Source organism: uncultured Roseivirga sp. (assembly GCF_963973945.1).
Taxonomy (GTDB): Bacteria; Bacteroidota; Bacteroidia; order Cytophagales; family Cyclobacteriaceae; genus Roseivirga.
In genome coordinates, this window is record NZ_CAXBBV010000001.1 from 495,462 (window position 1) to 511,170 (window position 15,709).

8 protein-coding genes are annotated in these 15,709 nt (G+C 42.8%); 7 read left to right on the forward strand and 1 reads right to left on the reverse strand.

The window, feature by feature from the left end:
• Positions 1–324 precede the first annotated feature (324 nt).
• The 5 genes from AAC026_RS02300 to AAC026_RS02320 all read left to right on the forward strand — a co-directional run bounded on the left by AAC026_RS02300 (position 325) and on the right by AAC026_RS02320 (position 12,618).
• Positions 325–9,852, forward strand: a complete 9,528-nt coding sequence (locus AAC026_RS02300; RefSeq protein ID WP_339694749.1) for a PKD domain-containing protein — start codon at positions 325–327, stop codon at positions 9,850–9,852.
• Between the two features lie 20 nt (positions 9,853–9,872).
• The gene (locus AAC026_RS02305) at positions 9,873–10,901 is read left to right on the forward strand and encodes a type IX secretion system membrane protein PorP/SprF (RefSeq protein ID WP_339694751.1); all 1,029 of its coding nucleotides are present in this window, start codon (positions 9,873–9,875) and stop codon (positions 10,899–10,901) included.
• Between the two features lie 189 nt (positions 10,902–11,090).
• The gene (locus AAC026_RS02310; protein WP_339694753.1) at positions 11,091–11,285 is read left to right on the forward strand and encodes a hypothetical protein; all 195 of its coding nucleotides are present in this window, start codon (positions 11,091–11,093) and stop codon (positions 11,283–11,285) included.
• A gap of 144 nt (positions 11,286–11,429) precedes the next feature.
• Positions 11,430–11,972, forward strand: coding sequence for a hypothetical protein (locus AAC026_RS02315; RefSeq protein WP_339694755.1), 543 nt, complete (start codon positions 11,430–11,432; stop codon positions 11,970–11,972).
• Positions 11,973–12,066: 94 nt separating this feature from the next.
• Positions 12,067–12,618 carry a hypothetical protein gene (locus AAC026_RS02320; RefSeq protein ID WP_339694757.1) on the forward strand — a complete coding sequence of 184 codons (552 nt, stop codon included), beginning with the start codon at positions 12,067–12,069 and terminating at the stop codon, positions 12,616–12,618.
• A 288-nt stretch (positions 12,619–12,906) separates the two neighbouring features.
• Here AAC026_RS02320 and AAC026_RS02325 read toward each other — a convergent pair whose 3' ends face one another.
• Complete coding sequence (locus AAC026_RS02325) at positions 12,907–14,559, reverse strand: hypothetical protein (protein WP_339694759.1); 1,653 nt, start codon at positions 14,557–14,559, stop codon at positions 12,907–12,909.
• Between the two features lie 204 nt (positions 14,560–14,763).
• On the opposite strand from AAC026_RS02325, the gene AAC026_RS02330 reads away from it, so the two are divergent.
• Together AAC026_RS02330 and AAC026_RS02335 are read left to right on the forward strand one after the other, a co-directional pair.
• The gene (locus tag AAC026_RS02330) at positions 14,764–15,321 is read left to right on the forward strand and encodes a hypothetical protein (protein ID WP_339694761.1); all 558 of its coding nucleotides are present in this window, start codon (positions 14,764–14,766) and stop codon (positions 15,319–15,321) included.
• 19 nt (positions 15,322–15,340) lie between these two features.
• A complete protein-coding gene (locus AAC026_RS02335) occupies positions 15,341–15,646 on the forward strand; it encodes a DUF1493 family protein (RefSeq protein ID WP_339694763.1) in 306 nt (101 codons plus the stop codon).
• Positions 15,647–15,709 lie beyond the last annotated feature (63 nt).

A 15,709-nucleotide genomic window follows, 5' to 3' on the forward strand; every position in this document is an offset into this window, starting at 1 on the left:
ACTTTATAAAAGGAGTTTCGCATTCCTTTTAACAATTATTAACCTGAGTGAAAAAAAGTTTTCCATCAAAACCCTTTTCTCTACAAAATTACCCTCCTTTTCTGCTAAGCAATTCAAATACGCGTTTATGTCATTGACAGTTCTTCAAACGTTAGTCAACTTAGGATAATTATATTTCATCGAAAAAAGAAGCTCCAAAACAACTCTTGCAATTGCATTATTCTAACATACCCTGAACATCCAACCAATTGGAAATAAGCATTTAACACTATAAATTGGCCTTCAGAAGACTCTATTTCACCTATCACTCTGGACACAACTAAAATGCTGATCACCGACAGTAAAAAGTGGTTCATTAGAATAATTATATTATTTGCAGCCATTTTTGGTCTTGCAAAAAGTGCCTATTCCCAAGGTCCAGTTATTTCTAGTGTTACTATTAATAGCTGTGTTGGCGAAATTAGAATTAGTGTTACCAACGGTGTTTTGCCTTACACTTTCGCTTGGGAAGACTCAGGCGGAAACCCTGTAGGTGGAAACTCTTTTCTTTTAAATGGCATAGGTGCGGACGATTATAGGGTTACGGTTACCGATGGAGCTTCTAACACGACAACAGCCATATATACCGTAACCGACCCTCCCGACTTAGTGGGTACAGTGGTGGTAAACGATGTAAGCTGTAAAGGAGATTCTGACGCACAAGTGGTGGTAACCATGGCCAACGGAAACCCAGATTATGCTTGGGTGCTTACCAATAGTGCCAGTGATGTTGTAGGAACTGGAAATGTTGGCGGAACAATAATCACAATTGGCGGACTGGGTGTAGATACTTACCAACTGATTGTAACAGATGAAGACGGATGCGCGGGAGCCATTAGCTTTTCCGTAACTGAGCCCGCTAATTTTTTGGGGGCGTCTTTAGTTGATCAAACAGATGCCACTTGTAGCGATTCTGCTGACGGAAGCCTTGAAGTAACTGGAACGGGTGGTTGGGGAAACTATACCTACGCTTGGTATACCGAGCCAGGCGGTGCTCTTTTAGGTACTGGAGCCACAATTAACAGTTTACTTCCTGGAACTTACCGCGTTTATATTACCGATAACAATAATTGTGTAATAGACAGAACTTATACCATTGATTCTCCCGACCCAATTGCTGTTACACCTACAGTTAGCGATGTGTCTTGTAACGCTGGCAATGATGGAGCAATTGACATTACGGTTATTGGCGGAAATGGGGGCTACACTTATAGCTGGAGTAACGGGGCTACTTCTAAAGACATTTCAGGTTTAACAGCTGGAAATTATACGATAACCGTTACCGACAGCAAGGGTTGCTCTTTCATCGATACATTCACTGTAGACGAGCCCAATCCGTTGGTTAATAATCCTACCATCACAGATGTAAAATGCTTTGGCGATAATTCAGGTAGAATCAGAGCAAACCCTTCTGGTGGAACAGCGCCTTATACTTATTTGTGGTCAACAGGCCATACTGGGAGAAACCTAAACAACCAAACAGCAGGCAGCTATAGCGTAACAATCACAGATAAAAATGGCTGTACTGTATCTGGTACTTATACCATCAATGAGCCAGCAGCTGCACTTTCGGTACAGTCCGTTGCAAATAATTCTCCTTCATGCTTTGGGGAAAATGACGGAAGCTTAAACATAGTAATGCAAGGCGGAACCGCTCCTTATAGTTACTCTTGGTCCAACGGAGCGAGCACAGCCAACCCGACTGGCTTAACCTCTGGAACTTATACATTAACCGTAACAGACAACAATGGCTGTACATTCACGGACAGCTACACGGTAACCGATCCTCCACAAATTATTGTTACACCTACAGTGCTCACCGAACCCACTTGTAATGGAGGCGCCAACGGAAGCATCACCGTAATTGCCAGCAACGGAACTGGCCCATATACATACGATTGGGGCGGAGGAAATACTGGGTCAACATTAAGCAACATACCTGCTGGAACATATACCGTAACGGTTACAGACAATGGTACCACCTGTTCTACAACCCAAAATGTAACATTAGGCGAACCCGATCTGATTCTTGCAAATGCCATAGTGGAAGACATTAGCTGTAATGGCCAAGTAGATGGAAGCATAACTTTGTCCCCTACTGGCGGAACAGGGGCATATACCTACCTGTGGAACACAGGAGCAACAACCGACAATATTTCAGGACTTACGGCAGGCAGTTATTCAGTAACCATTACCGATGCCAGCTTATGTTCCGTTTTCGAATCTTTCACCATCGTAGAACCCGATCCGCTCACTTCTACAGTAATAAAGCAAGATGTTTTGTGCAAAGGCCAATCTACAGGGTCAATTCACCTTAGCCCAGCAGATGGAACAGCTCCTTACTCTTTCCTTTGGTCGAATGGGGCTACTTCTCAAGATTTAACAAACGTAGCAGCAGGAAATTATTCCGTCACCATTACCGATGCCTCAGGCTGTTTTATTGTTAAAGCCATTACCATCGATGAACCAGCTGAGGTTCTTGTATTAAGCGGAACAGCCACCAATGTAACCTGCAATGGCTCGGCCAATGGAATTATTGACTTTGAGGTAACTGGTGGCGTTGCGCCTTATTCTTACTCTTGGAATACTGGAGCCGTTACTCAAGACTTAAGTAATCTTTCCCCAGGTGTTTATACTGTGCAAGTAACCGATGCCAATGGCTGTATCAAATTCGATTCGTTTACCATCACCCAACCAGCGGCTTTGGCTGTAAATCCATCAAAAGCCGACATTACTTGCAATGGCGCGAACGATGGAATTATTAATCTGAATGTTAGCGGAGGAACTGCTCCTTACACTTATTTATGGAATGATGGAAACACAGAACAAAACAGAACAAGACTTTCAGCCGCAAATTATACAGTAACCGTAACCGATGCCAATGGCTGCCAAAACATTCAAAACATTACTGTTTCTGAACCACTTGTTTTGAGTGTTACCAGCGTAAAGCAAGATGTTTTATGCTTTGGTGATGCTTCAGGAGTAGCCAATATCACAGTTTCTGGCGGAACCTTACCTTACTCCTATTCTTGGTCAAATGGTGACATTACAGAAGACTTGAATGGCGTAGTAGCCGGTAATTACACAGTTACTATTACCGATGCAAAAGGCTGTATTACCACAGAAACCGTTCAAATTAATCAACCTGCTTCAGCCCTTTCCTTTACCCCAACGGTAGGGCAAATTACCTGTAATGGTGCAGCGGATGGTGCCATCAGTCTAAACGTATCAGGCGGAACAGCGCCTTATACTTATAACTGGTCGAACGGAAGTACGAGCCAAAACCTAAGTGGTCTTTCGCCCGGAACCTATAGCGTTATTATCCGAGATGCAAACAACTGCCAAGTAACGGACTCATACGACATCACCGATCCGCCAATCCTTAACCTTTCTGGTACAGAAACCGATATTACTTGCTTTGGCGCGAATGATGGCGAGATCGACATTACAGTAAGCGGTGGCGAAGCACCTTATACTTTCGTTTGGTCGAATGGAGATAATACGGAAGATGTGAGTGGTTTGGCTCCTGGAGCTTACACTGTTCAGGTAATAGATAACCGTGGTTGCTCAATTTCCCAAAACTTCAACCTAAGTCAGCCTACCGCGCTTAATATTGCCTATACCAAATCAGATGTAAACTGTTTTGGGGGAAATGACGGTAGCATCGACCTGACCGTTACAGGCGGAACGGCCCCTTATTCCTATATCTGGGATAGCGGCCAAGCGCAAGCCGATATTACCGATTTAACAGCAGGAACTTATACCGTTACCGTAACCGATGGAAATGGCTGTCAATCCATGGAAAGCATTGTTATTGATGAACCTGCAGCAGCTTTGGCCATCACCAATACAGTTACCGACCTAAGTTGTTTTGGGTCGAATAATGGTTCGATTGCCTTGGTCACTTCTGGCGGAACTGCACCCTACACTTACGCTTGGAGCAATGGAAAAACCACCCGTGATATTTTTGGGCTTACCCCCGGAGCATATCAAGTTACCGTAACCGATGCCAATGGCTGCTCGCTTCAAGAAACCTTCAACATCACCATGCCAACAGCTCTTGATGTTACGGCCTCCACATCCAATCTAAGCTGTAACGGAACGATGAACGGAGCAATTGACCTGACCGTAACAGGCGGAACAGCACCTTATACCTATGGATGGAACAATGGAGAAACCACCGAAGACCTGACCAATATTTCGGGTGGTACTTACCAAGTATTTATTACTGATGCCAATGGCTGTTCGCTGACCAGAACTTATACTATTACCGAACCGCTCGCTTTAGTGGCCAGCATTACAAAGCAAGATGTGACCTGTTTTGGGCAAGGTGATGGAGATATTGATGTAACGATTTCTGGAGGAATTGCCCCATACACATACTCATGGAGCAATGGCGCCATTACAAAAGATTTGGCCAACATTTCTGGTGGAACTTATACCTTAACCGTTACCGATAATAATGGCTGTCAAACGATAGAAACTGTGGTTATAGACGAACCGCTTTCTGCTTTAGCGGCCAGCGGAACCTCCACCGATGTTTCATGTTTTGGGGGAAATGATGGAACGGTAGATTTAACCGTTTCGGGAGGAACTGCTCCTTATACTTACGCTTGGAACAATGGCCGAACCACCGAAGATGTGGCGGGTCTTACTGCTGGAAATTACCAAGTAGTCGTTACCGATGCCAGAGGATGTACTGTTGTCCTTCCGTTTACTATTGGAACTCCTACCTTAATGCAAGCCAATGCTTCCATTTCTAACATTACCTGTAACGGTGCTGACGATGGAGCAATCGATTTGACAGTTTCAGGCGGAACGGCACCTTATACTTTCCTATGGTCGAATGGGGCTACTTCAGAAGACCTTTCAGCACAAACACCTGGCAATTATTCGGTACAAATCACCGATGCTAATGGATGCGCCATTTCTAGAAGCTTCCAAATTACGGAGCCAGCCGCTATGCAATTGACCTATAGTCAAACCGATGTACTCTGCTTCGGAAATTCTACAGGTGCAATTGACATTACAGTCACAGGTGGCGTTGGCGGTTATACTTATACTTGGAGCAATGGGGCTACTTCGGAAGACCTTTCGAACCTCACGGCTGGAAATTATTCTGTTACCGTAACCGATGTAAATGGTTGCTCTGTTTCACAGAACATTCAAATCACACAGCCGCTTGCTGCACTTGCGGTTTCAGAAACTAAAACTAATCTCACCTGCTTTGGAGCAAATGATGGAGCGATTGACTTAACCGTTACGGGTGGAACAGCGCCTTACACCTACAATTGGAGTAATGGCAAAACCACAGAAGATAATTTCAATGTTGCTGCGGGAGTTTATGATGTCACCATCACCGATGCCAACGGTTGTTCAATCCAAAAAAGCTATACCATTACAAGTCCAGATGAACTGACTTTAAGCGGAACCACAACCAACATTAGTTGCTTCGGTGCTGCCGATGGGGCTATCAACATTACTGCTACGGGCGGAACCGCTCCTTATACTTTTGTGTGGTCAAATGGCGCTGGAACTGAAGATGTTTCTGGCTTAGTACCCGGCAATTATTCAGTACAAATTACCGATGCCAATGGCTGCACTAAAGCCGAAAGCTTTACCATTACTCAGCCAGCTCTTCTACAACTCACTTACATCCAAACCGATGTGCTTTGCTTTGGTAATTCTACTGGCGCAATCGACATCACTGTAACTGGGGGAACTGGCGCATACACTTATGCATGGTCGAATGGGGCTACTTCGGAAGACCTTTCGAGCCTAGCCGTTGGAAATTACTCTGTTGTAGTAACGGACGTTAATGGTTGTTCAGTTTCAGAAAGCATTCAAATCACTCAACCGCTTGCTGCGCTTTCCGCTACAGAAACCACAACCAATTTAACCTGCTTTGGAGCAAATGATGGAGCCATCGACTTAACAGTTACAGGTGGAACAGCACCTTATACTTACGCTTGGAACAATGGTAAAACCACGCAGGATAATCTCAATGTTGCTGCGGGAGTTTATGATGTGACCATTACAGATGCCAATGGCTGTTCAATCCAAAAAAGCTATACCATTACCAGCCCAGATGAACTCACTTTAAGCGGAACCACAACCAACATTAGTTGCTTCGGTGCTGCCGATGGGGCTATCAATATTACTGCTACGGGCGGAACCGCTCCTTATACTTTTGTATGGTCCAATGGCGCTGGAACTGAAGATGTTTCTGGCTTAGTACCCGGCAATTATTCCGTACAAATTACCGATGCCAACGGATGTTCTAAAACTGAAAGCTTTACGATTACGGAGCCAACAGTTCTCGCTTTTTCTCATTCCAAAGTAGACGTTTCCTGCTTTGGGGGTAGTGATGCATCTATCAACATCAGCATTGTGGGTGGTACTGCGCCTTACACTTACGCTTGGTCAAATGGGGCTACTTCGGAAGATCTTTCGGGGCTGAGTGCCGGAGATTATACGGTAGTGGTTACAGACGTTAACGGCTGTCAAATTTCTCAGACTATTAATGTTGTAGAGCCAGTAGCGGCCTTAACCGTAGTTGAATCAATCACCAACCTTACTTGCTTTGGTGCAAACGATGGTTCAATAGAACTTTTAGTAACCGGTGGAACGGCTCCTTATACCTACAATTGGAATAACGGTTCGAGCACAGAAGACATTTACGCACAAGCGGCAGGCGCTTATCAAGTCACCATTACCGATGCCAACGGCTGCTCGATTCAAGGCAATTATAGTATCACCACACCTGATCCTTTAACCTCAATCGGCACTTCCCAAAACATCAGTTGCAATGGGCTTACTGATGGTTCTATCGACTTGACCGTAACAGGTGGAACTGCGCCCTATGTTTATTCATGGAGCAACGGTGAAACCACCGAAGACCTTTCCAGTTTAGCAGTTGGCAGCTACCAAGTGCAAGTAACCGATGCGCAGGGATGCAGCATTTCACGAAGCTTTAACATTACCCAGCCTTTGCCGCTTACGCTGAATTACGTTTCCAATAACGTATCCTGTTTTCAGGCAGATGATGGCAACATTACTACCCAAGTATCGGGCGGAACAGCACCCTACACTTATGCCTGGAGCAACGGAGAAACTACCAAAAACATTTCGGCCTTAACGGGAGGCAATTATGAGTTAACCGTCACCGATGCCAACGGATGCCAAACCACCAAAAACATCACCATCACCGAACCATCTTCGGCACTAGCTGCAGTAGCCACCATCACTGATGCAGGTTGTAACGGACTACCAAATGCACGAATTGATTTAACTGTAACGGGAGGCACAGCACCCTACAATTACCTTTGGAGTAATGGTTCGGTACAAAGGGATTTGGTGAATGTTTTTGCTGGAAATTATCAGGTAACAGTGACAGATCGAAACGGCTGTACCTTCTCAGCTTCATATGCCATTGACCAGCCAAATGCTATCACCGCAGATTTGGCAGTTACCAATACCACCTGTTTTGGAGATACCGATGGAAGCATTATTGTAACTCCAAGTGGTGGAACAGCACCTTACACCTATATATGGAGCAATGGCGCTACAAGTAAAGATTTAATCAATGTGGCAGGGGGAACTTACAACCTCACCATCACCGATGCCAATAACTGCTCAAGCACTTCTTCAGTAGAAATTGGTGATTCGAGAAACTTGAATGTGAGCATTCAGAAAACAGACGTATTGTGTAAAGGAGAATCTAATGGAGCCATTGTGCTCAATGTTACAGGAGGTAGTGGAGCGTACACCTATGTGTGGGACAACGGCTCGGAAGGAAAGGTGCTCACCAACCTTTCCGCTGGTGTATATCGTGTGTTAATATCCGATGCCGCAGGTTGCGCGACCACTGCTTCTATTGTTATTTCAGAGCCTGCCCTTGCCTTAGGCGTAATTGTTGATCGAACTCAAGAATTTGCTTGCTTTGGTGATAACACAGGTTTTGCCAATGCAATCCCTTCAGGCGGAGTTGCTCCTTACACCTATTTATGGAGTAATGGCGCTCGTACAAGGCAAATCAACAACCTTAGCGCAGGCAACTACACCGTTAGCGTTACCGATGCCAACGGATGTTTAGTTCAACAAAGCTTTAGCATTCAACAGCCAGCAAAGCCTGTAAGTGTAAGCGCCAAAGGTGGCCTTCAATTATCATGTGCTGGTGATGGAAACGGAGCTATTGAACTGAATGTAGAAGGAGGTACAGCACCTTATACTTACCTCTGGAGCACAGGAAGTACAGCTTCTAAAATTGAAAATTTAACCGCTGGAGATTACACCGTTCGAGTTTCAGATGCCAAGGGCTGTATTACTGAAAAAGTATTCTCGGTAGAAGAACCAAGTCCGTTGGTAATTGCCGATGCCAGAGTAAACGAAAGTCAGTGTTTTGACGATAGAAATGGTTCTATTAGTCTAGACGTTAGCGGTGGCGTTTTTCCTTATACCTATCAATGGAGCAATGGCGCAACCACCAAAAACCTAGTGGGTATTACGGCCGGAACTTTCACGGTTGAAATCACCGATGCCAATGGCTGCTCTGTACAAGGTGTCTATACCCTCAGTACCCCTGAGCGTTTTGTTTCCGCACCTTCTATTTCAGAAATAAGTTGCGTTGGAGCGAATGATGCTTCCATTTCCCTCAATATTGAAGGTGGTATTGACCCCGTTTCCATTCAATGGAATACAGGAGCCAATTCAGAAGTAATAACCGATTTAGCTCCTGGCCAATACAATGTGCTGATCACCGATAAGAAAGGCTGCACCATCCAAAAACTGTTCAACATTATTGAACCATTGCCACTTACTTTAGATGCCTATATTGAAGATGCCGCCCGTTGTAACGATCCTAAAAGCGGAAGGGTAAATGTGATTGTTTCGGGAGGAAGAGAACCCTACACTTACCGTTGGAACAATGGAGAAACAGGCTCTGAGTTGGTCGATGTTTTACCAGGAACCTATGTGGTGACTGTATCAGATCGATACGGTTGCGAAGCGCAAGGCACCTATATTGTACAGCAGCCAGAACCTTTACGCATAGGCCTAACCTCCGTTCGCGAAGTGGACTGCGAAAACCGAGTAGCAGGTGTAAGGGTAAAAGCCAATGTAACGGGCGGTTTCGGAAATTATACCTACAACTGGAGTTTAGGCAGTAGCAGCAATAATGAAATTTTCCTTACTCAACCGGGAAGACTGAACCTAGAAATCTTAGACGACCGCGGTTGTGTTCAATCCAAAGCCATAGATATTTCCATTCCTGAATTTGGCGAGGCTGAATTCTCCTACAACGCAGAATCACTTAAGGAGCTAGGGGATTTAGCCGCCAACGATCCCGTGAATTTCTATGATGAATCCGTAGGAAACATTATTGACTGGGACTGGGATTTTGGCGATGGTTTCGACTCAGATGAAATTGACCCGATTCATACTTATGATGCCCCAGGTACTTACACGGTTACGCTAATTACTACAGACGATATTGGTTGCACTTCTTCTAAAACCACTGTTTTGGAAATTACGGAGGGCTACCGAATTATGGCACCAACCGCGTTTACCCCAAATGGAGATGGTAATAACGACTACTTCCGCCCACAATTCTTAGGCTTGACCACCATGCAGTTTTCGGTTTTCAATACTTGGGGCGAGTTGGTTTTCAGCACCAGCGATTTAGAAACCAAAGGTTGGGATGGAGTAGTAAAAGGGCTGCCTGCCGAAAACGGAAACTATGTTTATAAGATTTCTGGCTTTACCCAAAACGGATTGAAAGTAGAGCGAAACGGAGTTTTTGCACTGATTAAATAAACACTTTAAACACCAACCTTATGAAAAGATTTCTACCCCTCGTTTTGTGTTTAATAGGTTTCTTATCAGCCGAAAAAGTGCTGGCGCAGGACCCACAGTTTTCGCAGTTTTATGCCTCGCCCATGTACCTCAATCCAGCCTTGGTTGGCTCCACCGACCGCGGTAGAGTAGGCATAAATTACCGAAACCAATGGCCATCACTTGCTCATTCTTTCACCACCATTTCGGCCTATGCCGATTTCTTTTCAAAGGCCATTGAAAGTGGGGTAGGCATTATCGTAAACCAACACAAAGAGAGCTTTTTAGATTACCAGTCTACTGAAATAGGAGGTGCATATTCATACAAACTAAGAATTTCAGATGGACTAGTGATGCGATCTGGCATTCAGCTTTCCTACTTTAGTAAAGACCTCAACTTTGAAAAGTTGGTTTTCGGAAATCAGATTGACATTGACAATGGTCAGGTCATTGGGCCTTCGGGCGAAACCTTTGAGCGAGGCGAAAAAGTAGATTTTATCAGCGCTTCTGCTGGCGGTTTGTTTTATACCAACGCATTATGGATTGGCGCGGCAGTCCATCACATCAACGAACCTAATCAGTCCTTTTTAAATGACGAAAGCAAATTGGCCAGAAAATTCTCGTTACATGCTGGCTATAAACTCAATTTAGGGGATGGAAGAAGGCTCCGTACAATATCCTATGACTTTCAGGAAAGGTCCGTCACTTTTGCTGTAAACTATAAAAAGCAGGCAGGTTTTAATCAATTAGATGCGGGCATGCAGTTCTATTTTCAGCCTTTGGTGATTGGCGGCTGGTACCGTGGTATTCCTGTGCAAACGGTAGACAAAGTGGTCAAAAACGAATCTATCATTGCCCTTTTGGGTTTGGAAATCACCTCAGACATGTCCATTGGTTATAGCTATGACTTTACCGTTTCCAGTCTAGCCGGCTCCACCGGTGGCGCTCATGAATTTTCCCTTACCCTCAACTTTGGCCAAATTGTAAAACGCACCCGCAGAGATACTATACTGCCTTGTTTTAAGTATTGATAGCAACTGATCTTCTGGTTTGCAACGAGAAGTAACTTCTAAAACATTTTGGTTTCATCATTGTGCAGCATACTCGTTACAAACTAGGATGAGTGGAGTTTGATTCCTGAAGGGATCACTAAAAACCACATTCTATATACCGTAGACCACGTCCTAATCTATAAGAATTCCAATTACTAGCTTCAGATCATGAAAATAGTAATAGAAAAATACGGTCAAAAACTGGGTGTTAGACACATCAGTGACCAAGAGACTTTTATTGAATGCCCGGTCTGTAACTTTATTAACAACATAAGTGAAGGAGGTATGTGCAAAGGTGACGAATTAATCACCAGAAACTATCGTAAAAAGTGTATGGTGACCTTTAGAAAGGAAACCTCATAAATCTAGAAGAGTGTTGCCAAAAATTGACATACTCACTATTATCCCATTGCTTCATTCAGCAAACAGGTACTCACCAAAGGTGAGCACCTGTTTAGAAAGAATTCATAAATTGAAATCAAAATTTACTTAATGGATTAGCAAGCAATGAAGAGTTTTAGCTCCTTCCTTTTTTTAATCGTTATTCTGTTTCCTTCCTGTCAACAGGAAAGAGCAAAAACCAATACTTCTATTGTAGAAGAAAAGCCAATCTCTCCACAGCCAAAAGTCAATGGTCCAGACGACTTTCTCGGGAAATGGAAGTTCAGTCATCCAGACGCCAGTGAGGAGCTTAAGGAGCATCATTATATGATTTTGGAACAAACAAACGATGATTTTATTGGGTGGTATTTTGGTACTACAGATGACTTTGATCAGGCAAGAGAAGGGTATTTTCCTGGTTTTTTTGTGGCAAAAATGGAGAACCTGTCTCTTGTTGGCGATACAATAAAATTTAGCCTTAAAGTTCAAGAAGATCAGTTATATGAAAAGCCCATTCCATTAGACAAGAGACCTGAGGATGAGATTAACCTTGCCAAGTGGGAATACGGTATTACTTATAGCGAAAGAGAGTATGTTGGTATTCTAGGTAAGAAGGGTATAGAGTTCGACATATACTTGAGTTATGAGAGGATCTTTGTTAAACAATAGATTAGGCACTTACTCATCCTCGTTAGAAACAAGGATGAGTTGGAAAGTCTTGGAAGTCGTTACATGATTGAGTTTTTGGTAAGAAAGGTGATTAATGAAGAAATTAGTTATGAATAGTAAAATGATAATTAATATCTTTTTTCTTTTGTCAATATTTAGTTGTGAGAATAAAAACTCAAATGCATTTGAACAACTAATAGAAGAGTTTGGTAAGGAGTATCCTTTGATAAAAAAGAATCAGTGGAAACTAAACGACTCTTTCGGATATATTTTTGAGGATGATGCTTTAGTCAAGGTGAGTAGAAATGCCAATGATACTATAACGACACTTGAATTAATGAAGGTGGTAATTGGAAAAGGAAGGGAGGCGAAAACATCGCTGGAAATACTAAAATATTACAATGCGTTTAACGTAGAGGGTTGGATTCATTCACTTCATTTTAATAAAAATGAAGACACGCTTTATTATTTCAGAATGCCTAAAGATGATTTTAGCGAGGTGGACTTCTTTTTTGGAGAGTACGAATTTCATTATGAACAAGGAGATTTAAACGGTTTACAAAAAAAGTATTTTCTTGCTCATCGCGATTCATTGCGAAGAGTAAAGGGCAGTAATTTACCACCCCTACCTGAAATAGATAATTAAATCCCCCTGGCGCTCACTTGCCCACAGCGGTAACTGGTGCTTGCCTTTGGCGAGCACCTATTTTGTAATGTACTTCCAGTGCATAATTTAGAATATAACAGAAAACCAGCTTTGAAACAAGGCTGGTTTTTTCAGTACACCTGTTTCTCCCCTCCTGCTCGTTTGCAACGAGCAGGAACTACTATAGAATTTTAGTTTTATCATTTGTGCAGCATACTCGTTTGTAACGAGTATGAGTGAAGAGTTGAAGATGAGTCAGTCTTCTATATAACTTCCAGCCTTTAGTTGCTAATCTTGTGCTGTAATTAGCTTCACCTGATCATCCACTCCTGTCATTTGCCAATGGCCTAGCGATATAGGAATAGAGCCAATGCTATTCAATTCGTCAAAGAAATTCTTGATTTGAAAAGTTTCTCCTTTGCCTTCAGTCACCCGTGCATAATCTGCCATGGCGCCTTCTAAAAGATACTTACCCGTAATATAACTGGTGCCGTAACCCGGTTGCCTTAAATAAAGATGCTGTTCAAAAAGAAGCAATTCCTTTTCGGTTTTCATCCAACCACGAGGTGTAAATTCTGAATGTATACCTCCCGCTTCTTCGCTGTTCATTTCGTTGGCATGGGCATAGAGAGAGCCCAATCCTCGCGCTGCCCTTTGCGCAATCATAATGTATACGATTTCGCGAACCCTCGGATCATCATCATACAATCCAGCATCCATAAACATTTCTTCCACAGCGGTGGCGGTGCCTTCATTTCGCGAATCGAAAATATTGTAGAGCAAAGCACCTCGTCTAATTTCACTTTCATGCGGTTCATTGTCCATTCTTGCCAATTCGAACCAATGGTAAAAATGAGAGTAAAGGGGGCGGGCATCAAAGTGCTGACCAATGGAGAAGAAGTTCCTTTTTTCACGTGGCACAAATTCACCCAAGTGGGCGTACAAAGCGGTGTCGAAGTAATCTTTTACAGTGACTATTTCCTGCTCATACAAAAAGGTGAGCAAGCCTTTGGCAGATCGATCTGCCATGGCATCGTATTCCTCTGGCGAATTGGCATCTTCAAGCTCCGATAAATAGCGGTTGCGATGTTCTTCCAATTTCAAGGCCGTCCAAGCACGGGCCAGTTCTCTTTTGAGAATCATTACTTCATCTTCCCAAGTAAGCGGTACCAAATGAACGTTTTGCTGATACCAAGTATAATTCTCTTTACCAATCCCCGATGGACCCGTTTTACTTTTTCCCTCACTTTCTAGCCAAGAAACCAAGTCGTTAGTGGAGTTGATTGCCTTATCAATCGCGCTGGTCATTTCATTATCACTGGCTATGCTTTCCCATTTTTTAATGGTGTTTAAATCATTCGTTTGGTTTCGAATGTCTCTGATCCCCGCAATCCACAGGTCTTTTGCATTGCCCGTGAGGTTCATTTTGGCTTGCTCATTAAAAGCGGGTATGGACTCAAACCCACTTAAAAGCTTTACTCTATCTTCCGTATTTAAAGGTAAATCGTATTTCCAGATATCAATGGCGCCATGGTTCGTTGGCCCTTCGTGTGCGGGAACATCACTGCGCTCCATCCAAATGGTTTTATAAAAAGCAGGGTCTCTTTGCCAAGGTTTTAGAATCCGGTCATTAAAATCATAGCCGTTCATTTCTGCCCAAACAATGTGATAATCCACCTGCTCGGCTACCGACCAACCAGCGGTATCCATCGCCAATAACTTTGCTTGAAGTTGCTTAAAGGCTGGAAACCGTTCTTTGAAAGTAGCTTCTCTGTAATCAGGCGCACCATCAAGAAGTGGAGGGTTTTCAAATGTTCTCCAATCTTTAAAAAGATCGACCAAATCGGAATATTCTCTGGTAACAGCAGCCGTTGGCTCACTTGACTGATTTTTACAGCCTAACATTACGAAGAGCAGCAAAAAGGGAAGGTACTTGTGCATAAGATTGAATTGTGGTTGGAGGCTTAATTTAGTCAATTTGAAAAAGATTAATACCGATTGGGTTGGCGAAATAAGTTGGTGCTGCTATAGCTCATTTTCTGAGGCTAGCATTTAGCGCTTACTTATCAACTGAAGTAACTGGTGCTTGCCTTTGGCGAGTACCTGTTTTGTTATGTACTTTTAGTGTGGCTTTAATAGAGATAAATGAAGAGACTCTTTAAAATATTGGTTTCTGTAGTGGCTATCTTGTTAGTCGTAATAATTTTTTTCCCAAACACATTTATTGACACCGTTTCCTTTTTTGACATTGAACTAAGAAATAGTTCAAAATACTATTCCTCAATAGATGGCAAAAAAGGATGGAAAAGGCTTGATATGGGGCCTTTTACAGTTGATATACCTGATGATTTTAGGTATATCAAAAGGAATAGCCCTGAGGGAGTTATTGGAGATATTAAAGGAAGGGGAACCAGAATCTATTTTAATCACGGTTCTTTTATTGGCTATGTAACTAATTTACAAGAGAGCGATATAAATCAAAATATCTATTCATTTAGCTCAGACACGGTTAATAACACCATTAGGTTATTAGCGATACCAAAAAACGGTGGTTCGATGAGCATACAGGTGGAAGATTATACCCAGGAGAAGTTTGAAGATGAATGGAGAACATTCTACGGGGTAGAAATGATAACATCGTCAAAAACCTATGATGAAGACCTTGTTCTCAATATTTTTAAAACAATAAGGTTGAGGAATTAACCCCATACAGTAGAAGGATATGGAAAATGCCATCCTGACTCAAATACTAGAGCTTATTCCAGAATCTTTATTGCCAGACGATAAAGGAAACCTTTCTGAACTTAGGTTGGAAGAGGATCTATCAATATATGGCGATGATGCCGTTGATTTCATTGAGAAATTTAGCGCCAAATTTAAGGTAGATATTGAAGGTTTAGATTTCAGTAAATATTTTTCTAAAGAGACCAGTTTTCATTTTTTTAAAAAACATTTCAAACCTAAAAACAAGAGACCACTTACCCTAGGTGATTTAGAAAGGGCTGTGATAAACAGAAAGTTGGAGTAGTATTTTTTCTGAGGCTTACTTGGCTGCTTAGTGGTAAGCAGGCCTTTGGTGAGTACCTCAACT